The following is a 21,783-nucleotide window of genomic DNA, read 5'->3' as shown; positions in this document are numbered from 1 at the left end:
ATCTATATTACCTGTTTATCTTGCACTTTTTTCTCCCTCGCGCCATCTAAACCTATGCCACGCAATATGTGATTGATTTTTCAGCAAGCCCTATTTAGCCCAACCTAATATCTAGCAATTTTCAGTCATCATCCAAACGAGGAAGCCCAATATTTGCTCAACCGGAAGCAGAGAATAATCAGTAAGATCGATAGATACGCATTGCTCTTCTAGTTTAAGAAACCGCCAAACTGTACCGCTAGTTACGGTTCCGTAAATAGTCGATATCGGCTGTTGCTTTTGTTGGTTAAAACGTTGAGCGGCAACCATTTCTGCAAGGCATTGCCCCAAACCTGGTTTAAGGTCTTCTTTCTTGGCTTCCACTAAGACAACCGCAGGGGCTTTAATAAATAGTTGTTCCGGGGAACGACTTAGGAGAAAGTCCACATAGCCTGTGAGTTCAGCCTCCGGTTCTACATTGAATTCTTCGCCGGAAAAAACGCTAATCTGCCCTTGAAGCTGCCGTTTGACTTCCAGCAACACAGGATTGATAATCCCCTCAGATCGAGCTTTTTCACTGCTGACTGCGATCGCCCATGGAATCGTTTCTTTAAGAGTATCCTGAAGCAAAAGACTAGGAGTGACTGGCGCAATTTCGGGGAAGAAACGCGCGCCTTCAACGATCGTAAGATTGAAATCCTCTACAGCTTTGCTGAGAGTAAATTTACTGTAAGGCATAGGTTAATTATTTGCGATCGCATACCGTAACACTTTTGACTGAAATCAGGAATGTTTTATTTTTGGCTTAATATACTCGGTTGAGTGTACCATCTTTACAGAGAATTTGCTGTAAATGGTATTCTTGCAAGCAAGAAGTTATTTATTTATGAAAAAAATCACAATACTGTCGATCGCCCTGCTAATTTCTGCCGCCACTCTAGAATATCCGAAGGTGGGGCTGCAACTAAGGGCGATCGGGCAAACACCAACGCCCCAACCACAAACACCTCAACCACCAATCATCCAACCACAAATACCCCAACCACCGACAACTCAACCACCGACAACTCAACCACCAACACCCCAAACACCAACACCCCAACCAAAAGCAGAAGATCCCAAAAAGCTCGGTTACGTCTCCCCAGAATTTGCCGAAAGGTTCTCCCAGCAACAAATTGACCAAATCAACGCCAACGTCGAAACGCTGTTGCTAACCCAAAGCTGCGTCCGTTGCGACCTCCGAGCTATAAAATTAGTTAACATACGCTTAAAAAATGCGATCGTCACAGGAGCAGATTTATCAGACGCCAGCCTCAGCGGTAGTACCTTCGAGATCTCAGATTTTGTCAACACCAATATGGCTCGCACAGACTTAAGCGGAGCCCAGTTAATCGGAGCGAGAATCAGCAACACCAACCTCCGAAAAGCCAACTTGACAGGAACCAATTTAGACGGTGCAGACTTGCGATTTTGCGACCTCAGAGACGCAAATCTGTCAAATGCGAACCTCCGGAATGCTAATATAGATGGCGCTAGTATCGATCGAGCCAGCATGGCCGGCACAACCATGCCAGACGGCCGAAAAAATTAATCACAAAATCTTTCCTAGAGGCAGAAACCGGGTTTTTTTTACGAAGCTACTGCATCAAAACCCTTAATCGCATAAAAAACCCGGTTTCTTTGGTATTGATAAGTCCAAAAATATAAATCAAACAGCCAAAAACCTCTGAACCACCTCATCACTCAACTCGCTAGTGCTTCCAGAAGCCACAATTCCCCCTTTCTGCATAGCATAATACCAATCAGCTTGCCGCACAAAATGCAAATGTTGCTCCACCAACAAAACCGAAATTCCCCTAGTCGCAACTACCCGGCGCACAGCAGCTTCAATGTCTAAAATAATAGACGGTTGAATCCCCTCCGTCGGTTCATCCAAAACCAGCAACTTCGGCTCACCCATCAAAGCCCTAGCGATCGCCAACTGCTGCTGCTGTCCCCCGCTCAAATCGCCCCCCATGCGATCGAGCATAGTCTTCAAAACCGGAAATAACTCAAAAATCTCATCAGGAACTTCAGGATTTTTGGTCAGAGTTGGTTTCGCTTCCAACCCTAACAATAAATTTTCTTTAACAGTCAAACGCGGGATAATTTCGCGCCCTTGAGGCACATAACCAATCCCCAATTTAGCCCGCTGGTGAGTCAACTTAGAGACAATAGATTGTCCGCCAAAATTAATTGTGCCGCTGCGAGGTTGCAGCAAGCCCATTAGGGTTTTTAGCATAGTAGTTTTGCCAACACCATTGCGGCCGATCAAGCAAACCATTTGCCCCGCATTAACACTTAAATCGACACCGCGCAAAATGTGACTTTCGCCATAGTAAACATTCAAATCAGAAACTTGCAGCATATGTTTGATAATTAGTAATTAGTAATCGGTAATCCGTTACATCCGTTACACAATCCGTTGCCGAACTTCTTCACTCTTCTGGTTTTCCCAAATATACCTCAATTACCCGATCGTCATTTTGCACCTCATCCATCGTTCCCTCGCACAAAACAGCACCCTGATGCAACACCGTCACCTGCCGCGCAATTTGCCGCACAAACTCCATATCATGTTCAATTACCAACACCGAATGACTTTCGGCCAGCGAAATCAGCAACTCTCCAGTTAACACAGTTTCCTCATCAGTCAAACCCGCCACAGGCTCATCCACCAACAACAAATCAGGAGATTGCGCCACCAACATCCCAATTTCCAACCACTGCTTTTCCCCGTGAGAAAGCAAACCAGCCAAAACATCAGCCTTAGCAACCAAACCAATAGTTTCTAACAAACCCGCCACCGTGCGCTTTTCAGCAGCAGGAGCAGGCTTAAACAGAGTTGGAAATACATTTTTATTGCCGTTGCAAGATAGCTCCAAATTTTCGCGCGGCGTTAAATTCAAGTAAACTCGCGGCGTTTGAAACTTGCGGCCAATACCCAGACGCGCAATCTGATACTCCGACAATTGGCGCAAATTTTTGCCCTTAAATATCACTCGCCCTTCCGTCGGCTGCACCTTCCCCGTAATCGAATCGAGAAAAGTTGTTTTCCCCGCACCGTTAGGGCCAATGATAACTCGCAGTTCCCCCGCATCCATGCTGAAATTTAAACCGTTGATGGCTTTGAAACCATCAAAACTAACAGTCAAATTTTCTATCTCTAATACTTTTCCCTTCATAACTTTAATTCCGCAATATACAACTGATTTTTCTTGATTTTCCTTAATTGTAGTTGTAGGGTGCGTCAGTCAACCGTCTCTGAGAAAGCCGAAAAATCTGCTGGCTGACGCACCTTACATAACTGCTTGTCCTGAATTTTGGGAGCATCTAATTTTTGTAAAAAGCATTTTTTCTTTGAGTGCGAGCGTCCCCGCTCGCGTATTGTACAATACGCGAGCGGGGACGCTCGCACTACAAATACAAAACTGAGATGCTCCCTGAATTTTAAGTTGTAGGGTGCGTCAGTCAACCGTCTCTGAGAAAGGCGAAACATCTACTGACTGACGCACCTTACATAACTGCTTGTCGTGATTTTAAATTCCTAGGTGCGTCAGCCAACAGTATTTAGAACAACCCAAAAATCTGCGGGCTGAGGGCTGACGCACCCTACATCAGCACTAGCCGCGATTGCTCATAAAGTCAAACGAAATACTGTTAGAAGTGCTCGTTACTGGAGCTGGAGTTGCAGCCATAATCCGCTCAGCCAACTTCGAGAGTGGCAGACTTTGCAAATACACTTTACCCGGCCCGGTTAGCTTGACTAAAAACAAGCCTTCGCCACCAAATAAAGCATTTTTAAAGCCGCCCACAAACTGAATATCGTAATCTACCGTCGGCGCAAAAGCTACCAAACAACCAGTGTCCGCCCGCAACACTTCGCCAACTCCCAAATTTTTCTCAACGATTGTTCCTCCCGCATGAACAAAAGCTAACCCGTTACCCTGTAATTTTTGCAGAATAAAGCCTTCTCCGCCAAAGAAACCGGCACCCAGCCGCTTGGTGAAAGCTACCTCAATTTCAATCCCGTTGGCGGCACAGAGAAATGAGTCTTTTTGACACAAAAATTTACCGCCAAGTTTGCCTAAATCGAGGGGAATTACTTTACCCGGATAGGGTGCGGCAAAAGCGACGCGGGCTTTGCGATTTCCGGCGTTGACAAAGGTGGTAATGAAAAAACCCGCTCCTGTCAGCATCCGCTTGAAACCTTGAAATAGGCCACCACCTGTGGATGTTTGCATTTGGATGTCGCCTTCCATGTATGTCATGGTTCCTGCTTCGGCCCTGACGCCTTCTTTGGGGTCGAGTTCAATCTCGATGAGTTGCAAATCGTCGCCGTAGATTTTGTAGTCAATAATATCTGCCATACGTTTCCCCTCAAGTTAAAAAAACGAAGCTGCTTGCTACTGATATCTAAGTAGGTGGACATATATATTGCATCTGGGGAGCGAGTCATGTTAGCGAAGCGAGCCGCAGGAAAGCTGGTGTCAAGTCTATGGCGATTGCTTCGTTTCTCTCTTCCGGGTGACATTTATTTATGTCCGCCTACTTATATATACACGATATTTTTGCAATCAATGTTCAAGTTCTTCTTTTTCGTGCTGCACTTCGGGGTCTTGTTCCAGGCTGGGGTAAGTAGATGCGTACTTCGGTTTTCTGAACAAGCGACGGATTTGCTCAAAATCTTGATTTTGCACCCATCCGACTAGGCCGTCGGGCAGCACGGTGACTACTATTAGGAATAATGCGCCTTGGAAAAACAGCCACACTTCGGGGAATTGTTCGCTCAAGAAACTTTTGCCAAAGTTGACTAGCAGCGCTCCCAATATTGCTCCTGATAATGTGGCGCGACCTCCTACTGCTACCCAAATTACCATTTCGATGGAAAATGCTATATCCATTGCCTTTGGCGAAATAATTCCCGTTTGTACGGTGAATAAAGCGCCTGCAATCCCGGCTAAGCCGGCGGAAATTGCAAATACTAAAACTTTGTATCCTGTGGGATTGTAGCCGGAGAAACGCAGGCGCACTTCGTCGTCGCGAATTGCTAGTAGCAAGCGCCCGAAACGCCCGCTTGTCAGCCAGCGGCAGAGGGCGTAAGTTGCTGCTAGAAATAGTACGGTGAGAATGTAGAAAATATATTGAGTATCTCTGCCGTTTACTGTGGCTCCGAATAGGGTTTTAAAGTCGGTGAGTCCGTTGGTGCCGTTAATCAGTTTTTGCTGGCCGTTAAAGAAGTTGAAAAATACAATTGTGGCTGCTTGGGTGAGAATTGAAAAGTAAACGCCTCGAATGCGATTGCGGAATACTAAGTAACCTAAAAGTCCGCCCAAGATGGCGGGGATGAGGAATAGGGCGATGACTGAGAAGGGAAATGAATAGAATGGTTGCCAAAACCAGGGCAGTTCGGTGACGCCGTAGAGGTTCATGAATTCGGGTAATTGACTGCTGGCGGTTGGGGGAATTTGCAGTTTTAGGTGCATGGCGAAGGCGTAGCCACCGATCGCAAAAAATACGCCATGTCCCAGACTGAGCAAACCTGTATATCCCCAAATTAAGTCTATACCGAGAGCTACAATCGCTAGTGCTAAAAATCGTCCCAATTGGTTGAGACGAGCGTCAGCAAGTATTCCTGGGACGATCGCGATCGCAATTATGGCGATCGCCCCTACAATTGCTGCTTCTTTAAACAGAGCCTTTTTTTCTGTATTCTTCATTTTTTTGCCGCTCAAAGCTGTAGTTTTTAATTCTCAACAGTCCGTCCTTTTTGCGGAAAAATTCCGCCCGGCTTCACTTGCAGAAAAGCCATAATTAAGGCGAATACCATGACTTTTGCCATGCTGGTGGTGGCGAAAAATGTGAAAAAATCAGCTAAAGGCTTGACAGGAGCAAACATTAATGCAAGTGTTCCCGATCCGATGAGATAATTTGCAGTGCCGATCGCCATTGCAGCAACTATACTGCCCATAATCTTGCCCACACCGCCCACAACCACCACCATAAAGGTATCGACTATATAATTTTGTCCGGTATTTGACCCTACAGAACCAATCAAACTAATCGCGCACCCAGCGACACCAGCCAATCCCGAACCCAAAGCAAAAGTCAGCGCATCTACTTGTTCGGTAGGTATTCCCAAACAAGCGCTCATGCTGCGATTTTGCGTCACAGCGCGAATCCGCAATCCCCACACAGACTTTTGCAAAAATAGGTAAATTCCTGCCAAACAAATGCCTGTCAGCGCAATAATAAAAAGTCGGGCGTAGGGTAACTGAAAAGTTCCCAGCGGGATGCCGCCGCGCAGCCATGCAGGCGCAGTCACATCAACGTTTTGAGCGCCAAACCAAGGTTGAGTTACTGCCAGTTTGTAAGTTTCCCCTAAAAATGCGCTCACTGCCCAGGAAATACCGAGAGACAGAGGCAAAATTATGGCGATAAATGTGCTGCGAGTGCGATCGAAATCGGGGCGCCGTTTCAGCACCTGCAAGCCGCCAAAAAACAGCAAACAAAACACCGCAATTCCCGTTACCAGCCCCCAACTGACGCTGCGAACAAACTGCTGCAAAATCAAACTTACGCCCCACGTCGCCAGCAGAGTTTCTAGCGGCCGCCCGTAGAGATGACGAATCACTCCCCGTTCGAGAATTAATCCTACTAATGCCGCCACTAAAAAAGCGAGGGGAATGGCAAATAAAATATAAGTTTCAAAGGCAAATCCTCCGATACCTTTGAAGAAATTCTGCACTACAAAAGTTGTATAAGCCCCCAACATCATCAACTCGCCGTGAGCCATATTAATTACGCCCATCAGCCCAAAAATAATCGCTAATCCCAGGGCTGCAATTAGCAAAACAGCGCCGATGCTAATGCCATTAAATAAACCGTCCAATAAGTCGATCGCCATTTTTTTCCTCTTACTTTTTTACATACAATAAATATTTTTTGTAGAGGTAGGTTTTATTTCATGCGTCTCAACTTAGAACTAAAACCATCTGTATAATAGCGCTGGTAGCCAAGTCTCGATCCCCCTAAATCCCCCTTAATAAGGGGAGTAGGGGTTGACTTTGAAATCAAGATATTGTCCCCCCTCCCAACAGGGGGGTTAGGGGGGATCGAATATCTGTTGCCAACATTAAATAAAATTGGTCTTGGCTACTTATGGTGCCTTGAATTTGCCACCTTTAGCGGGGTCAGACCAATCGCAAGAAAAACCTTTTGTTTCAGCGACAAACTGATTCCAAGGAATCGGCTTCACGGCTTCTGGCGTAGCAAAAGTGATGTTAAACAAACCATCTTCTCTCACTTCGCCCAACCGCACAAATTTAGAAAGGTGATGGTTAACTTCCAGGGTTACTTTGCCACCCGGGGCGTCAAAAGTTTGACCCAAAGCTGCTGCCCGCACTTTTTCCAAATCGTCTGGTGTTCCTGCTTTTTCGACGGCTTGCTTCCACAGGTAAACCATGATGTAAGCTGCTTCCATCGGGTCGTTAGTCACTCTGTCTTTGCCGTATTTTGCCTTGAAAGCTTCCACAAATTTTTTATTTGCCGGAGATTCCACAGTCATGAAGTAATTCCAGGCGGCGTAATGGCCTTTGAGATATTCTACGCCGATCGCCTTTACTTCTTCTTCTGCTATACTGACTGACATTGACGGATATTTGTCCGGGGTCAAACCTGCGCCCTGCAACTGTTTGAAAAATGCGACGTTGCTGTCGCCGTTGAGGGAATTGAAAATGACGCCACCGTCGGGTAAAGCTGCCTTGATTTTAGTAATAATTGGCGTGACTTCTGTACCGCCCAAAGGTATGTAATCTTCCCCAACTAATTCGCCACCTTTGGCTGCTAGCTGTGCTTTGATAATAGTGTTTGCGGTGCGGGGGAAAACGTAGTCCGACCCGACTAAGAAGAATTTTTTGCCTTTATTTGCTAGCAGCCAGTCTACTGCTGGTTCGATTTGCTGGTTCGGCGCAGCCCCGGTATAAAAGATATTCTTGGAGCACTCTTGACCCTCGTATTGTACGGGATACCAGAGCATATGATTTTTTTCTTCAAATACTGGTAACACTGCTTTGCGGCTGGCGGATGTCCAGCAGCCAAAGACGGTGACAACTTTGTCTTGATCGATCAATTTTTTGGCTTTTTCGGCAAAAGTCGGCCAGTCTGAGTTGCCGTCTTCTACTATTGCTTGGATTTGTTTTCCGAGGACGCCGCCAGCTTTATTGATTTCTTCTATCGCTAATTGTTCAGCCTCCACAACGCTTTTTTCGCTGATTGACATTGTGCCGCTCAAGGAATGCAAAATTCCTACTTTGATCGTGTTCCCACTGCTGGCTGCTGGTGCTGCTGGTGTAGTTCCTGCTGCTGTTGGAGAAGCGGCTGGGGTTGCGGTTGGAGTGGGAGTTCTACAAGCTTTTAGAAATAAACTTGATGTGAGGGTAGCAGAACTGTATAAGAGAAATTTCCGCCGATCGAATCGCTTTGTCATTTTTTCTAGTTACTCCTGAATAGCTCTGTCAGATGATTGAGAATAATAACACATAGCGACTTGATATTAAGACTGGCTTTAGAAGAATGTTGTACCTTTAGATACAAAACTTATTGTTATTGACAAATTGAAGGTTTGGTGGGGATTGAGAGTAACTGCGACAGAAACCCGTTTGTCAACCCAAATACGTCTTTTCCGGAATCAGTCTGAAATTAGAAACCCGCTTTTTTTATAGCGATACCTGATGAATGTTGGGAGTTAGGCAGAAATTGCTCGATCGCACGCAAGCCAATCTCAAACCACCTCACCCGCCCAAAATTTGTAGAAATATCCCTGATTTTATGGAGAATAGCGGACTCGAACCGCTGGCCTCTGCGGTGCGATCGCAGCGCTCTACCAACTGAGCTAATTCCCCTGATTGACTTTTAATTTAACATTTTAGATGCCCGATTGCCAAATCTCAAAGGCTTACAGGTCGCATTTGTATTGAATTTGGCAGACAGTCAACTACGTTAGCACGTAACTGCTAAAAACGTCAAGTGTTTTATGCTGCTGGTGGAGTCGGGGCGATCGAGCAAAGTTGGGCTACTCTGTCCAACTCTAAATCAGCAAAATAGTCCACCGTCCAATTAGCTTGGCGCTGGATCATGTGAAACGGGTAAGTGTGAGTCACCCCCGCTACCTGAATCCCCGCTTTTTTCGCCGCTTCTATCCCTGCAAAGGTATCTTCTAATGCCAAACACTCGATCGCTTGCAAGTTAAATCCGGGATATTTCTGGTTGAGAAGTTCCACCGCCAACAGATAGCCGTCGGGTGCTGGTTTGCTCGCCATCAAGTCGTCGCCTGCGACAATTAATTCAAAGTTTGCAGCCAAACCCGATCGATCTAACACCAATTCTATATCCGATCGCATTGCCGCGCTAACTACCGCCATTTTTAGTCCGGAAACCCGAATTTTGTCAATAAATTCTGCCACATCCGAATAAATGGGCAATTTTTCCAAACTATTGATTGTTTCCTGATAAGCTTGGGCCTTGCGTAGCAGCAAGCGATCGAGGTATGTTTCTGTCAGATATCGTCCCCGGCGCTTCAGCAGTTCGGTAATACAAGTGCGATCGCTCCTTCCCAAGCACACTTCCCGAAACTCCCCACGTTTGAGTTGGAGATTTTCATCTAGCATCAGTCGATCGATTATTTTCTCGTGAATCGACTCGTCATTAATAATAACGCCATTAAAATCAAATAAAACTGCTTTTAGAGTCATTAGTCATTGGTTATTGGTTATTGGTTATTAGTCATTGGTTATTGGTTATTCGTTATTGGTTATTGGTTATTGGTTATTGGTTATTCGTTATTGGTTATTGGTTATTGGTTATTGGTTATTCGTTATTCGTTATTCGTTATTCGTTATTCGTTATTGGTTATTCGTTATTCGTTATTGGTTATTCGTTATTCGTTATTGAATAGCAACTCTCAACTGTTAGCTGTTAGCTGTTAGCTGTCAACTGTCAACTGTCAACTGTCAACTGTCCACTGTCAACTGTCAACTGTCAACTGTCAACTGTCAACTGTCAATTGTCAACTGTCAACTGTCAACTGTCAACTGTCAACCTGTATGCTGTCAACTGTCAACTGTAAGCTGGTATTCCCGGTAAATCACCATCCAAATCAGGAACCAAATCGATCGGATTCCACACCTTCGCCGCCCGCACCGGTTCCAAATCTTCCCCAGCAAGAGGTTTCACACCCTGCGTTACCTGATGCACCCACCAGTGATCCTGAGTTTGCACCGCCGCGAATCCAGCAGCCCCCGCCCAAGCATCAATACTACCAGTTGCATAAGACTTAATATAAGGCTCTTCAAAGATATCAGTCAGCCACTCTGTCTGCCGCAAAGTTTTTTGGTTTCCGTCCAAAATTGCCACTTGTCCCCCAACCTTCAGCAATCGGAAACTTTCTCGCAAAATTGCCCGCGATACCGCAGGTGGCGTCTCGTGAAACAGCAAGGAAGCTGCAACTAAATCAAAGCTGCCGTCAGCAAAAGCAACGCTTTCGGCATTTCCGTGCAACCACTCGATATTTAAGCCGGCTTTTTGCGATTTCATTTCGGCGACTACCAGCATATATGGCGACAAATCCAGGCCGACAACTTCGGCTTCGGGAAAGGCTTGTTTGAGCATCAGCGTGGTTGAGCCAGTGCCGCATCCCAAATCGATGATTCGGCGCGGCTTCACCCGCACACCGTCTATTAAGCCTTGTCTGACGACTGTTTCGTGGGGAGGCAAAACGTATTGCGTAATTGGATCGTAGGAAACCGCTGCACTGGGGTTGAGGTAGCCGCCTTCGATGCCGTGAAAGTTTTGGCTGCTGTAATATTCGGGATAAACTAGGTCTGGTTGTCGGTGGCGATCGCCCGCTGTTTCCCAGTCGATACCTTCGTAGAGTCGTTTCAGTGCTTGTTCGTCGATCGCCAGTCGTATCAGGGGCGACAAAAAGCGCTCAAAAATTGTATCCTTGCCAACAGCCATAAAACTCCTTGCACAACAACTCTTTTAATTTTAGCCAAACCCAGCCAACTTAGCATTCAATAAAGCTCCTTTACCTGCGCTGCACTCATCCGCGGCGGAACTTCCCTCTTCCTGCTTGCCTCTTGATGCCCCTCCGCGATCGGAATTTTTATCAAAAACTCCGTCCCCCCGCCCTTAGGCTGAGCAATCTTGATACTGCCGCCATGTCCGTCTACTACAATTTTGTAGCTAATTGCTAATCCCAAACCAGTGCCTTGCCCGACTGGTTTTGTAGTAAAAAATGGGTTAAAAATTTGGTCTTGAATGCTTTCGGGAATGCCAGGGCCATTGTCGGCAATCGTCACTTTCAGAAACTTACCGCCATTTTGTCGAACGACTCCCGTGGAAATAGTAATGATTTTATCCAGGCGATCGATCTCCTTCAAAGCATCCATCGCATTGCTCAGCAAGTTCATAAACACCTGATTTAGCTGAGAGGGATAGCACTCGACTGAAGGCACTTTTCCGTATCTCTTGACTATATAAATCCCATTCTTGATCCGGTTGGAGAGCAGCAGCAAGGTATTTTCGATACCTTCGTGAATGTCCGCCAGTTTTTTGTCAGATTCATCGAGGCGAGAAAAGTTTCGCAAAGAAAGAACTATACTGCGAATGCGTTCGGTTCCTATTTTCATAGAATTCAACATATGCGGCAAATCTTCCTCGATAAATTCCAACTCGATTGCTTCGGCAAACTCTTCGATTTCCGGAGTCACTTCTGGGAAAGTTTTTTTGTATAAACTCACCAAATCTAACAAATCTTTAGTATATTTGGTGGTGTGAGGCAAATTAGCCGAAATGAAGTTAACCGGATTGTTGATTTCGTGAGCTATCCCGGCCACCATTTGACCCAGGGATGACATTTTCTCGCTCTGCACTAAATGAGTTTGTGTTTTTTTGAGTTCATCTAAGGCACTATTGAGCAGTTTTACTTGGTCTTGCGTTTGACTGTAAAGGTGAGATTGATTGATGGCGATTGCCAGTTGGTCTGCCACAGCTTTTAACAATTGGATTTCCTCCCCGCTCCAAAACCAATGGGTAGCATGACTGCAAATTAAATAACCCTGCCGCTCATTTTGAGTCTGAACATGGACGGCTAAATAGCTATTAGCTTTAAGTTCGATCGGTTGACTTGCACTCTGGATCCCAGTGTCGCTCGACAGAATAATTAGCTCGCATTTATCGCTGCGGAGTGACGAATTTTCCGAAAAGTAAGGGTCGAACTCGATCGCTTCTTTGGGACACTCAAATTCGCATGATTCCCACAAAATTTGTAAGGTTTTATTTTGCGGTTCGTGCCAACCAAAAGCCGCCCGTTCTAGGTGCAGCAAATTCACTATTTCTTCCACGGTGCTTTGCACAATTTTGTCTAATTCTAGGGAATCTTGAATGCGTCCGGCAATGCGGTTTAGCATGGCTTCTCGCTCCGCTTGAACGCGATTGTTTTCGGAGGAGTAAATTAGCCAAATTGCTGCTAGCATTGCCGGGACGAGCAGTCCGCCGACGACGGATGTCAGCAAATTTAATGCTTGGAGTTGGGATTCAATATTTTCGCGGGGAATTACTAGAGCCATTGACCAGTTAACTTCGCTGAGGGAAGCATAGGCTACATACACCCATTTGTCATCTATTTTTACCAGTTCGATATTCGTCTGATGGCTGGTCATATTGCGCGCAATTGCTGCTAATCCTGGGTCTTGTGATTTTAAAAAAGTTGGGGCTGGCAGGTCGATAGTTCCGATTAATTTATTGTTGGGATGAATAATTGGCACTCCTGCTGAATTAAGCACAAAAGCATAGCTGTCAGAACCGTATTGCAAGCTGTTAGCTACAGAGGCTACTCGGTCTACTTTAATGCTGCCTGCAAGAACTCCAATTACTTTGTTGGGATTGGGGGGCAATGCCCAAAGTGGAGCTGCAATAATGATTGCTGAAAGCTTGCTGCTGCGTCCGATCAGCGGGTCGGAAACGTTGACATTTCCGTTCATCGCCTTTTGAAAGTGTTGGCGGTCTTTGGTGTTGGTGTTAGTGCCTAAAGTGTTCTGCACCGATCCATCGGCTTGAACTAATGACAATAAGAAATACTCTTTTAACCTGTAGGTTTCTCCTTGCAAAATTGGTTCAACTAATTTCCAATCGAGAGTGCGAACAGTAGGAGAGTAAGCAATGGTTTCTATTTCTGCTTTGCGACTGCTGAGCCACTTATCGATTTCTTCACTGCCTTTTTCTAATTTTAATAGTGCTATTGCCTTTAAATTGTCGAGGATTAGTCCGCGCACTACGAAATAGCTAATGCAAGCAGTGGTGCTAATGCTTAAAGCCGTGCTGCCCAGTATTAGTAGGGTCAGCAAATGGCGGCGCTGCCGTCTGTGCTGCCAAAGACTGTGCGCTTGCTGCCACCGCAATTGAGCAGAATTACTTATTTTTTGCCACAAGCGGCGCAGCTTTTTTGTTTGATGGGGTGGCTGCACAGACACAGTTCGGGCTTGATTTGCTGGGTTTTGCATCATCAAATGTTCTCGTCGAGAGTCTAATAGATCAAACGGCATTTGTTATTCGTAATCCGGCAGAATTAATATTAGATAAATAGTGAGGGTTTGAGTCCTCATTGGTTATACCAATCAGGGGTTATACCACTTTTTGTTTTTAGATTTTTGATTAGACAATTGAAAATGACTGATTAATCTTGGGATGAAGAACAGAGTTTACCAGAAAGAATTGGTTGAAAGCCTCTCCCCGATCGGGAGAAATGAAAATCAGACTATTCATTACTCCAATCCTCTGACTTCTAGGTAGAGGTCGCTCTCAAACTGTCAACTTTCAACTGTCAACTGTCAACTGTTGAAAGTGAGGTTGTTTGAGAGAAATGGCATTACATTTCTGACTTGACAAATAAATTCCGATCGCGCGATAGCATTCGGTTTTAGCATCAACTTGATATTCAGACTTTCCCTTTGCTTACTTGATATTAGTGATTTAAGATATAGTGGTTGTCAATTTTCGTGAGGTACTTGTCAGTGATCTTACGAATTGCCAATCTGTGACCTGAATCACTTGAGAATTGCTATATCTTTAATATCTATCTCGTTTTTATAACAAAATTCTTGTAAATAACACAGAGAAAATACGGAGTTTTTTAAATTAGCAATGTATTATAATGTAGGGTGAAATCCCTGTTGACAATTTGACAAATTTGCGCTATGGCTTCAAGGAGAAATTTTTGCGTCTAAAGCTTTTTTGGCCAAGCGGGTTACATAAACGGTGAGGGCGATCGTTGCTATTAAACCAATGCCGTACAAAGCCCACTCAGCAGTAGTGCGCGATCGCCCTTGCGATCCAATTGCAGCCAAACTACCAGCCAGGGAACCGATATAAACATACATCACGGTTCCGGGAATCATGCCGATCCAAGATGCGAAAAAATAGTCTCTCAGAGATACCTGCGTGACTCCAAAAGCATAGTTGAGCAAATTAAACGGAAAAATTGGCGACAGTCGCGTCAGGAGTACAATTTTCCATCCTTCTGAAGCAACGGCGGAGTCGATCGCCTGAAACTTGAGATTACCTGCTATCTGTTTGGAAACCCAATCGCGAGTTAAATATCTACCTGTTAAAAAAGCGCAAGTAGCGCCCAAAACCGATCCGATGGAAACGCAAACCGTGCCACCAACAACTCCGAACAAAACGCCAGAACCGAGAGTCAGCAAGGAACCGGGGATAAATAAAACTGTTGCTATAATGTAAATTAGAATAAAAGCTGCGGGGCCCCAAGGGCCGAGATTGGCGATCGACTCCAGGGCATTTGTCAGAATTCCTTGAAAATTGAAAAACTTGGCCGCCACAATCAAAGCCACAGCTAAACCAATCCCTAAAAACAGCTTCCACTTATTTGATGGTGGATTTTTGTCATCGGGCGATCGCAAATCATTCATTACCTAAACTCCCCGTCTAAATTGCATACATCGTCGTTTCCAGGGTAGGGACACGGCAGTGCCGTGTAGGGAGGGACACGGCAGTGCCGTGTAGGGAGGGACACGGCAGTGCCGTGTCCCTACTGTATTTCATTTTCTAGGGTAGGGAAATGGCACTGCCATGTCCTGTATTTCTCAAATCAACGTACCGCCACAACTAGAACCGCTACCCGCCGTACAGCCGTAGCAATAAGCAGCAGTTTGCACCTCTTGAATTACATCTAAACTACCAGATTCCAGCAATTTAGCAACAGTTATAGTTTCCCCGCTGCCAGTTTTCGCCGGCAGATTTTCCATTTGGTTAAAATCGCAGTCGTAAACATTGCCCAAATAGTCGATCGACAATTCGTTCCGACACATTAAATGATCCAGAGTACCAGGATTAAAATTATTTTCCAAAAACCCCAGATAAGGCTTGTGCAGTTTTTTGTGTTCCAAATGAAACTTAGTCCGTCCCACAGGCAAATTAGTAATTGCGAACAAGTGATTAAAACAAATCCCAAAATGTTCGGCTAAATACACCTGATAATCTTGCTGTAACTTGCCCTGTTCCGCCGTCAGCGAAAACTTATCTGTTGTCGGAACCTGCGGATTGTACACCAAATCTAGAATTAAATTTGGGTTGTTTCCGTAGCCCAACTGATTCAGCTTTTGCAGAGCCCGAATCGAACTGTCAAAAACACCGCTGCCGCGCATTTTGTCAACATTATTAGCTTGGTAACAGGGAAGCGACGCCACAATTCTGAGTTGGTGTTGCGCGCAGTATTCGGGAATATCTTCAAAGCCTTTCTCAAAATAAATCGTCAAATTAGAACGAACAATAACCTCTTTACCTGCGGCCCTTGCAGCTTCCGCCAACGGTTTAAAACCGTAAAGCATCTCGGGAGCACCGCCCGTGAGGTCAACAGTTTGAATTTGAGGAAAACGGCGAATGATTTCAATTAATTGTTCGCATATTTCTGGGGAAAGTTCTTCGGTTCGTGTTGGGCTAGCTTCTACGTGGCAGTGACTGCAAGCGAGATTGCAGCGTTTGCCTAGATTAATTTGTAAAACTGCGATCGGCTTTTTAGTTAAAGCTGAGTTGAGTTTATTTTTGAAAGGCGTGATTGCGGTCTGAATCATGTGCTAAATTTTTTAGTCTGTGCTCGCAACGAATTTAGAGGCGTTCTGGTGGAACGTCTCTGATAATTTAGCATGAATTCAAGGGAAGCGACAGCGACAGATTTGAATTATTCGGTACAAAGCCTCGGCGGTTAGAAACCGCGTCTACACAAGCAAAGTCTGCCTCCGCAGACTGAAGAGAAATTATTGATTGTTCAACCCGCGCAGGCGCGTGAGTGTTTTTGTAGTTGCGATTTCAATCGCCGGGTAATTCTACAACTCAGATAGGTCGTAGAAGTCTTATTTGAGGGTTTCAACTAATTTCTCAACTCGTGCTTTAATTTCACCTCGAACGCGATGAAAAGTTTCGATTGGTTGTCCGTCGGGGTCGTCGAGTTGCCAATCTTCAAATACTTCTCGCAATACCCACGCTTCAGGTAAATTCACGCCGCAGCCGCAGAGAGAAATTACTGCATCGTAATCTTCGGCGTTGAATTCGCTTAAGGCGTTAGATGTTTGATCGGTGATATCAATGCCGATTTCTGACATGACTTGAATTGCTGTCGGGTGAACTCTGCTTGATTCTAAACCGGAACTGGTGACGGCTATTTTGTCTTTGCCGATGGTTTTAGCTAATCCTTCTGCCATTTGCGATCGACAGGAGTTTCTTTTGCACACGAACATTACTTTTTTCATGGTGTTTTTTGGGTTGTTGGTTATTGGTTGTTAGTTATTGGTTGTTGGTTGTTAGTTAGGGCCCCGGCGGTTAGAAACCGCGGCTACACAAGCGAAGTCCACCTCCGTGGACTGAAGAAAAATCCTTGATTCTTTAACCCGCGGAGGCGGGTTTTGTCTGTGTAGCCGCGATTTCAATCGCCGGGTGATTCTTCAACCCGCGGAGGCGGGTTTTGTCTGTGTGCCCGTAAAACTTCGCGATTTCAATCGCCGGGTGATTTCAACGCCGGGTAATTCTTCACGCCCGGTTATTCAATGGCGCGATTTGCAACTGCGATCGCCTCCTTGGCCGCTTGTTCCTTGCGTTCGCTGTGGCGATCGGTCAAATAGTCGGTGTGCTCCCGCAACAGCAAAGTAAACTTGTACAATTCCTCCATGACATCGATCGCGCGATCGCGAAAAGGAGAATCCTTCATCGTCCCATCATCATGAAACTCCTGATAAGCCTTAGCCACCGAAGACTGATTAGGAATCGTAAACATCCGCATCCAGCGGCCCAAAATCCTCAAAGTATTCACAGCATTAAAAGACTGAGAACCGCCACTAACTTGCATCACCGCTAAAGTCCGACCTTGAGTCGGTCTGACAGCCCCAATACTTAAAGGAATCCAGTCAATTTGATTTTTGATAATGCCCGTAATATTGCCGTGCATTTCTGGACTCGACCAAACTTGACCCTCCGACCAAAGGCTCAATTCCCGCAATTCTTGAACCTTCGGATGCGTATCGGGAACGCTGCCATAAATCGGCAATTCCCGAGGATTGAAGAACCGAACTTCTGCACCGAAATCCTCAATAATTCGAGCCGATTCTTCCGCCAACAAGCGGCTGTAAGATCGCTCTCTTAACGAGCCATATAAAAACAGAATTCTCGGTTTATGCGTGAAATTTGCCATAATCCTTTCAATTAAAATCCCGAAATCCGTTAGATATTTGTCGGTAAACAGCGACTGCTAACTGCGCGCCCCAAATCGGAGCAACCCAGTAAACCCAGTGGTGTTCCCAAATGCCACCAATTAAGGTCGGGCCGAGCGATCGCGCCGGATTCATGCTCGCTCCCGTAATCGGCCCCATAAATGCAGCTTCCAAGCCTACGGTCAAGCCAATTGCTATCCCCGCAAAACCGATATGAGCGCGCCTGTCAAGCCCCGAACCCAGAATCACAAACATCAGGATAAAAGTCAGAACTGTTTCTAAAATTAGAGACTGCAACCAATTACCGTTAAGAGGGATAGTTGCACCGAGATTTCCCACTTTTCCTAAGCTAATTAGTAGCAGTGTGGAAGCTGCGATCGCCCCCGCACACTGCGCCAAAATGTAAGGCAAAACTTTGTATTTTGGGAAAAAACCGCTCGCCCAAAATCCTAAAGTTACGGCTGGGTTAAAGTGCGCGCCGCTGATATGCCCGATCGCATAAATCATCGCGGCTACAACTGCACCAAATACAAAACTAACGCCCAAATGAGTGACAGCACCACCGCTAATTTTGTTAACCATCACCGCGCCGGTGCCTGCAAAAACTAGAATAAACGTGCCGAGGCATTCCGCGATCGCTTCTCGACTGCAATCTCGATTTTCGCCAAAAGCTAACTTCTTTGCTGCTGCACCCATCGCTCTCAACTCATTGGTTCCAAATCATCATATCAAAAAAAGTTGATGTGTCAAGTCTATTGGTTCGATCCTTCGGACTTTAGTCCGCATCAAGCCAGGACTCTTCGTCGGAACGATCGAACCAATAGCGGTTACTTTACCGGACACGATATTACTAATCAAGAAATATTGATATGTCAACCCGCATCGGAACAAGGGCGCGCCGGCAGCATCTGACTCAAGCGGCGGTACTCGGCGAGGTACTCTTCCAGGGCGAGAAACTGAGCTAGATTGAGGCTGTAGTAGATCCAGCGGCTTTCTTGGCGGCTGCGAACTAAAGCGGCTTCTTTTAGGGTTTTGAGGTGAAAAGAGAGTTTAGACTGAGGGACACCAAGCCGATCGCACAAATCGCAAACGCACAACTCCTGTTCCCGCAGCAACTCCAGAATCTGAATCCGCAGGGGGTCAGAAAGAGCGTGAAAGCCAGCGGAAACAAGTTTTTCGGAAATCTGCGGTTGTGGAGTGCGATCGGGCTTGGCTGTCGAATTTTTAATCATCAATTATAGGCGAAGGAAGAAGCAAGAAGCAAGAAGCAAGAAAAGCAACGGTTTCAGCAATTAAGAACGTCCTCACTGTCGGGCGTGGTTGCTATATTAGAACTGAAGTGCAAAAGTTCTTTCAATCAAATTTTAGGACGGGCTAGAAGCCCATTCCACAAGAAAAAAAAGTTTGTGGGATGGGCTTCTAGCCCGTCCTCAGTATTTTTACAATTCAAGTCTATTGTAAAAAAATCCATACAAACCATCATATTTTGTCAGGCTTCATCCCTGAAAACTGCTGAATTTAGCATCGATAGATTCTTCCGAGTAGATATTACTTCGGATTCTGTACCCGCGCCGGCACATCAGTCAATCCGGCTTTTTGCATCAGCGAAATCACACCTACAGATAGAACCCCACCAATCACTACCCCGACAACTATCAGAATCAGAAATAATTTTTGGAGAGTTTTTTTAGTAGCTGGGTGGTACTGTCTCGGCAACTCTTCACCTCGATCGTCAGGTTGTTGCTCCAAGGGGTCTAGCGGATCGGAGGGATTTGAGTTAAAAGGATTCGGTGCTTGATTCATGGCTAGTGATGGTTAAAGGATTTAAACAACTATTTTAACTTGCGATTTGCCGTCGCAACTTACATGATACATTCTCATTTTACTCAACAGTCGATAAAATTTATTAAGATACCGAGGATTTTAGAAACATTATTAATAAAATATTCGTCTGTATCAATCTCGATCGCAATTCCTTCTAGCTTAAAGAATTTCCAGATACTTCCTGTTGTCACAACTCCATAAATTGTCTGAATGTTATTTTATTGACGCTGGTTAAATATTTGGGCTGCGATCGTTTCTGCCATGCACTCCCCTAAGCCGGATAGAATGTTGTCGTTTTTTGCTTCAACCAAAGCGATGACTGGGGATTCGATGACTAGCTGTTCGGGCGATCGGCTAATTAGAAAATCGCAATAACCGCTCAAACCCCTAGCAGGGTCTACAGTAAACTCTCTACCTGAAAATAAACTCATCCGTTCCGGCAGCCGTTTTTTGATTTCAACTAATATCGGCGCGACAATTAGCTCGGAGCGAGCTTTATCGGAATTATTTTCTAGTGCTAAAGGTAGATTAAATTGCAAAGTTTCTTGCAAAAAAATGCTGGGTTCTATTTCGGGAATGTCGGCAAACAAGCCAACCCTCCTAGTAAAAGTTATGCCAAAATTTCTCTTAATTTGTTCGAGGCTAAATTGACTGTACGGCATTTAACTCCCTCTTCCAACACAATCAAAAAACCTCTCGCCCTCATTCACTCTCTGGCCTTGAAAAACCTCTGCGTTTATCTGTGTTTATCCCAAGAGCATCTGCGGTTGTTCTATCAATCAAAGATTTAGGCAATTCAAGTCTAATAACTTGTTTAAAACATCGCAAAGAGGGCTGGGCGGGTTTATCTGATTCTACTGCTTTTACAGATTTTTGGTGAACCCGCCTCTAAAAAATTTTAGGCTTCTGTTTTCTCTAAGCGATTGAGAGAAAATGTTGCGGCCTCAGCTACTTGAGAATTTTTATCTTTTTCTAAGTATTTCAAAGCCGAAACACTCTTCACACTCGGCAAATTGCCCAAAGCTTCAGCCAGCCTCTGACGGATCAGCCAATCTTCTGACTGAGCAAAGTTGAGGATGCGATCGATCGCGTCAATTGCCTTAATTTCCCCCAAAGCCGAAATCGCCGCCTGCTGGATCACCACTTGTTCGCAGTCGAGAGCTTTCAGCAGCACGTCGCGAGCCCGCGGATCTTTGAGATTTCCCAGAGAAACCGCCGCACTAAAGCGCACCAGCCATTCAGTATCTTCGTAAAAAGCCCGCACCAAAGCCTCAAAAGCTCTGATATCTTCCAGATAGCCCAAAGCACCAGCAGCGTCAGCGCGAATCCCGTAATCCGGGTCAGTTTCTAGCAATTTGACTAGAATGGGATAGCACTCTGCTGTCGGTTTGACTCCCAGAGCAAACACAGCCATCGATCGCACTTGCAAACTTTCGTCGTTCAACACCTTTTTAATCAAAGGTACAGCCGTTTCAGCCGACACGTTTCGCAAGTTAGCCAAAGCCACCATGCGATCGGCTGAGTTTTCGCTTTCTAACTTGGCTGCAATTTGCTCTAAGCTTAAAGTTGTCATTATCGGTAAATTTTGTAGTAAAACTTTACATTCGGCTTATTTTGATTATAGGGGAGTCTCAGGAAAAAAGCAGGGAGTAAAAACCGACCCAGGATTTGAACTCAGTGAAATTACGGATTAGTGAGAGTATTAATCTAAAGCTCAAATTGCATGAAAATAATCAATGAGCTAGTCCTTAGCTAGCGATTAAATAGACAAAGTGGTACACTTATAGACAAAATCCTGGTGTACCATGCGATCGCCTCGCTAAATTGAACAAAGAAATACAGTGTTGAGGTCGAACAATGCTTTTATCCATCAAAACAAAGTTAAAGCTAAACAAGAGTCAGGCAACAGTCATGAGCAAACACGCTGGAATAGCGAGGTTTACTTATAACTGGGGATTGGCTACTTGGAGCCACCTTGATCAAGATGGATTGAAGCCCAATAAATACCTGCTCAAGAAATTCTTTAACAATCATGTAAAACCTGAGTTCACATGGATTAAAGAGACGGGAATTTGCCAGAAGATAACTCAATATGCTTTCGACAATCTTGGTGATTCCTTCTCCTTATTTTTCTCAAAAAAAGCTGGATATCCCAAATTCAAGA

General features: G+C 45.2%; 22 protein-coding genes and 1 tRNA gene. 2 read left to right on the top strand and 21 right to left on the bottom strand.

Translation table 11 applies throughout. The features are described from left to right. Positions 1-111 precede the first annotated feature (111 nt). Complete coding sequence (locus JGK14_RS27575) at positions 112-717, bottom strand: hypothetical protein (protein ID WP_293175167.1); 606 nt, start codon at positions 715-717, stop codon at positions 112-114. A 148-nt stretch (positions 718-865) separates the two neighbouring features. Here JGK14_RS27575 and JGK14_RS27570 point away from each other — a divergent pair, with 148 nt between their 5' ends. Beyond that, on the top strand, positions 866-1,570 hold the full coding sequence (locus tag JGK14_RS27570) for a pentapeptide repeat-containing protein (protein WP_325315721.1): 705 nt from the start codon (positions 866-868) through the stop codon (positions 1,568-1,570). A 117-nt stretch (positions 1,571-1,687) separates the two neighbouring features. On the opposite strand, the gene urtE is transcribed toward JGK14_RS27570, so the two are convergent. From urtE to JGK14_RS27470, 20 genes are all read right to left on the bottom strand, one after another. Beyond that, positions 1,688-2,386: an urea ABC transporter ATP-binding subunit UrtE gene (urtE, locus tag JGK14_RS27565; protein WP_293195982.1), complete on the bottom strand. Its 699-nt coding sequence runs from the start codon at positions 2,384-2,386 to the stop codon at positions 1,688-1,690. 70 nt (positions 2,387-2,456) lie between these two features. After that, positions 2,457-3,203 carry an urea ABC transporter ATP-binding protein UrtD gene (gene urtD / locus JGK14_RS27560; protein WP_293175173.1) on the bottom strand — a complete coding sequence of 249 codons (747 nt, stop codon included), beginning with the start codon at positions 3,201-3,203 and terminating at the stop codon, positions 2,457-2,459. 438 nt (positions 3,204-3,641) lie between these two features. Continuing rightward, entirely contained in the window at positions 3,642-4,388 is a 747-nt protein-coding gene (locus JGK14_RS27555; protein WP_293175176.1) for a TIGR00266 family protein, read from the bottom strand. 207 nt (positions 4,389-4,595) lie between these two features. Beyond that, positions 4,596-5,738: an urea ABC transporter permease subunit UrtC gene (gene urtC / locus JGK14_RS27550; protein WP_293195980.1), complete on the bottom strand. Its 1,143-nt coding sequence runs from the start codon at positions 5,736-5,738 to the stop codon at positions 4,596-4,598. A 26-nt stretch (positions 5,739-5,764) separates the two neighbouring features. After that, positions 5,765-6,925, bottom strand: coding sequence for an ABC transporter permease (locus JGK14_RS27545; protein WP_293195978.1), 1,161 nt, complete (start codon positions 6,923-6,925; stop codon positions 5,765-5,767). Positions 6,926-7,177: 252 nt separating this feature from the next. Beyond that, positions 7,178-8,506: an urea ABC transporter substrate-binding protein gene (gene urtA, locus JGK14_RS27540; RefSeq protein WP_293216432.1), complete on the bottom strand. Its 1,329-nt coding sequence runs from the start codon at positions 8,504-8,506 to the stop codon at positions 7,178-7,180. Between the two features lie 342 nt (positions 8,507-8,848). Beyond that, positions 8,849-8,921 (bottom strand) — tRNA-Ala (locus JGK14_RS27535). 129 nt (positions 8,922-9,050) lie between these two features. Continuing rightward, on the bottom strand, positions 9,051-9,770 hold the full coding sequence (locus JGK14_RS27530) for an HAD family hydrolase (protein WP_293175185.1): 720 nt from the start codon (positions 9,768-9,770) through the stop codon (positions 9,051-9,053). Between the two features lie 364 nt (positions 9,771-10,134). After that, positions 10,135-11,034, bottom strand: a complete 900-nt coding sequence (locus JGK14_RS27525) for a class I SAM-dependent methyltransferase (protein WP_293175187.1) — start codon at positions 11,032-11,034, stop codon at positions 10,135-10,137. Between the two features lie 56 nt (positions 11,035-11,090). Then, on the bottom strand, positions 11,091-13,622 hold the full coding sequence (locus tag JGK14_RS27520) for an ATP-binding protein (RefSeq protein WP_325315720.1): 2,532 nt from the start codon (positions 13,620-13,622) through the stop codon (positions 11,091-11,093). A gap of 657 nt (positions 13,623-14,279) precedes the next feature. After that, positions 14,280-15,005: a TVP38/TMEM64 family protein gene (locus tag JGK14_RS27515; RefSeq protein WP_293175191.1), complete on the bottom strand. Its 726-nt coding sequence runs from the start codon at positions 15,003-15,005 to the stop codon at positions 14,280-14,282. Positions 15,006-15,179: 174 nt separating this feature from the next. Continuing rightward, on the bottom strand, positions 15,180-16,166 hold the full coding sequence (gene arsS, locus JGK14_RS27510) for an arsenosugar biosynthesis radical SAM (seleno)protein ArsS (RefSeq protein ID WP_293175193.1): 987 nt from the start codon (positions 16,164-16,166) through the stop codon (positions 15,180-15,182). A gap of 279 nt (positions 16,167-16,445) precedes the next feature. Continuing rightward, entirely contained in the window at positions 16,446-16,841 is a 396-nt protein-coding gene (arsC, locus tag JGK14_RS27505) for an arsenate reductase, glutathione/glutaredoxin type (protein ID WP_293175195.1), read from the bottom strand. 287 nt (positions 16,842-17,128) lie between these two features. After that, positions 17,129-17,776: an arsenical resistance protein ArsH gene (arsH, locus tag JGK14_RS27500; protein WP_293324391.1), complete on the bottom strand. Its 648-nt coding sequence runs from the start codon at positions 17,774-17,776 to the stop codon at positions 17,129-17,131. Positions 17,777-17,783: 7 nt separating this feature from the next. Continuing rightward, on the bottom strand, positions 17,784-18,491 hold the full coding sequence (locus tag JGK14_RS27495) for an MIP/aquaporin family protein (RefSeq protein WP_325315719.1): 708 nt from the start codon (positions 18,489-18,491) through the stop codon (positions 17,784-17,786). A gap of 176 nt (positions 18,492-18,667) precedes the next feature. Further along, positions 18,668-19,027, bottom strand: coding sequence for an ArsR/SmtB family transcription factor (locus JGK14_RS27490; protein WP_293312582.1), 360 nt, complete (start codon positions 19,025-19,027; stop codon positions 18,668-18,670). Between the two features lie 316 nt (positions 19,028-19,343). Beyond that, positions 19,344-19,598 (bottom strand): hypothetical protein, encoded by a 255-nt coding sequence (locus JGK14_RS27485; protein ID WP_293175203.1) that lies wholly within the window; start codon positions 19,596-19,598, stop codon positions 19,344-19,346. A gap of 83 nt (positions 19,599-19,681) precedes the next feature. Next, complete coding sequence (locus tag JGK14_RS27480; RefSeq protein WP_293233749.1) at positions 19,682-19,810, bottom strand: hypothetical protein; 129 nt, start codon at positions 19,808-19,810, stop codon at positions 19,682-19,684. Positions 19,811-19,837: 27 nt separating this feature from the next. After that, positions 19,838-20,281 carry a hypothetical protein gene (locus JGK14_RS27475; RefSeq protein ID WP_325315718.1) on the bottom strand — a complete coding sequence of 148 codons (444 nt, stop codon included), beginning with the start codon at positions 20,279-20,281 and terminating at the stop codon, positions 19,838-19,840. A gap of 236 nt (positions 20,282-20,517) precedes the next feature. Then, a complete protein-coding gene (locus JGK14_RS27470; RefSeq protein WP_293142775.1) occupies positions 20,518-21,192 on the bottom strand; it encodes a HEAT repeat domain-containing protein in 675 nt (224 codons plus the stop codon). Between the two features lie 284 nt (positions 21,193-21,476). Here JGK14_RS27470 and JGK14_RS27465 point away from each other — a divergent pair. Next, the coding region (locus JGK14_RS27465) for a helix-turn-helix domain-containing protein (RefSeq protein WP_293191471.1) at positions 21,477-21,783 on the top strand (307 nt) is incomplete at its 3' end.

The organism is Microcoleus sp. PH2017_28_MFU_U_A (assembly GCF_020738035.1).
Taxonomy (GTDB): domain Bacteria; phylum Cyanobacteriota; class Cyanobacteriia; order Cyanobacteriales; family Microcoleaceae; genus Microcoleus.
Note: the sequence above shows the minus strand (reverse complement) of the source record. Positions and strands in the feature narration are given on the sequence as shown.

Coding starts and splice junctions, on each gene's coding strand:
- JGK14_RS27570 (WP_325315721.1), top strand. CDS start 866: ATGAAAAAAATCACAATACTGTCGATCGCCCTGCTAATTTCTGCCGCC.
- JGK14_RS27525 (WP_293175187.1), bottom strand. CDS start 11,034: ATGGCTGTTGGCAAGGATACAATTTTTGAGCGCTTTTTGTCGCCCCTG.
- JGK14_RS27545 (WP_293195978.1), bottom strand. CDS start 6,925: ATGGCGATCGACTTATTGGACGGTTTATTTAATGGCATTAGCATCGGC.
- arsH (WP_293324391.1), bottom strand. CDS start 17,776: ATGGCAAATTTCACGCATAAACCGAGAATTCTGTTTTTATATGGCTCG.
- urtE (WP_293195982.1), bottom strand. CDS start 2,386: ATGCTGCAAGTTTCTGATTTGAATGTTTACTATGGCGAAAGTCACATT.
- JGK14_RS27475 (WP_325315718.1), bottom strand. CDS start 20,281: ATGCCGTACAGTCAATTTAGCCTCGAACAAATTAAGAGAAATTTTGGC.
- urtC (WP_293195980.1), bottom strand. CDS start 5,738: ATGAAGAATACAGAAAAAAAGGCTCTGTTTAAAGAAGCAGCAATTGTA.
- JGK14_RS27490 (WP_293312582.1), bottom strand. CDS start 19,027: ATGATTAAAAATTCGACAGCCAAGCCCGATCGCACTCCACAACCGCAG.
- arsC (WP_293175195.1), bottom strand. CDS start 16,841: ATGAAAAAAGTAATGTTCGTGTGCAAAAGAAACTCCTGTCGATCGCAA.
- JGK14_RS27520 (WP_325315720.1), bottom strand. CDS start 13,622: ATGCCGTTTGATCTATTAGACTCTCGACGAGAACATTTGATGATGCAA.
- JGK14_RS27530 (WP_293175185.1), bottom strand. CDS start 9,770: ATGACTCTAAAAGCAGTTTTATTTGATTTTAATGGCGTTATTATTAAT.
- urtD (WP_293175173.1), bottom strand. CDS start 3,203: ATGAAGGGAAAAGTATTAGAGATAGAAAATTTGACTGTTAGTTTTGAT.
- JGK14_RS27485 (WP_293175203.1), bottom strand. CDS start 19,598: ATGAATCAAGCACCGAATCCTTTTAACTCAAATCCCTCCGATCCGCTA.
- JGK14_RS27575 (WP_293175167.1), bottom strand. CDS start 717: ATGCCTTACAGTAAATTTACTCTCAGCAAAGCTGTAGAGGATTTCAAT.
- urtA (WP_293216432.1), bottom strand. CDS start 8,506: ATGACAAAGCGATTCGATCGGCGGAAATTTCTCTTATACAGTTCTGCT.
- JGK14_RS27470 (WP_293142775.1), bottom strand. CDS start 21,192: ATGACAACTTTAAGCTTAGAGCAAATTGCAGCCAAGTTAGAAAGCGAA.
- JGK14_RS27515 (WP_293175191.1), bottom strand. CDS start 15,005: ATGAATGATTTGCGATCGCCCGATGACAAAAATCCACCATCAAATAAG.
- JGK14_RS27555 (WP_293175176.1), bottom strand. CDS start 4,388: ATGGCAGATATTATTGACTACAAAATCTACGGCGACGATTTGCAACTC.
- arsS (WP_293175193.1), bottom strand. CDS start 16,166: ATGATTCAGACCGCAATCACGCCTTTCAAAAATAAACTCAACTCAGCT.
- JGK14_RS27495 (WP_325315719.1), bottom strand. CDS start 18,491: ATGGGTGCAGCAGCAAAGAAGTTAGCTTTTGGCGAAAATCGAGATTGC.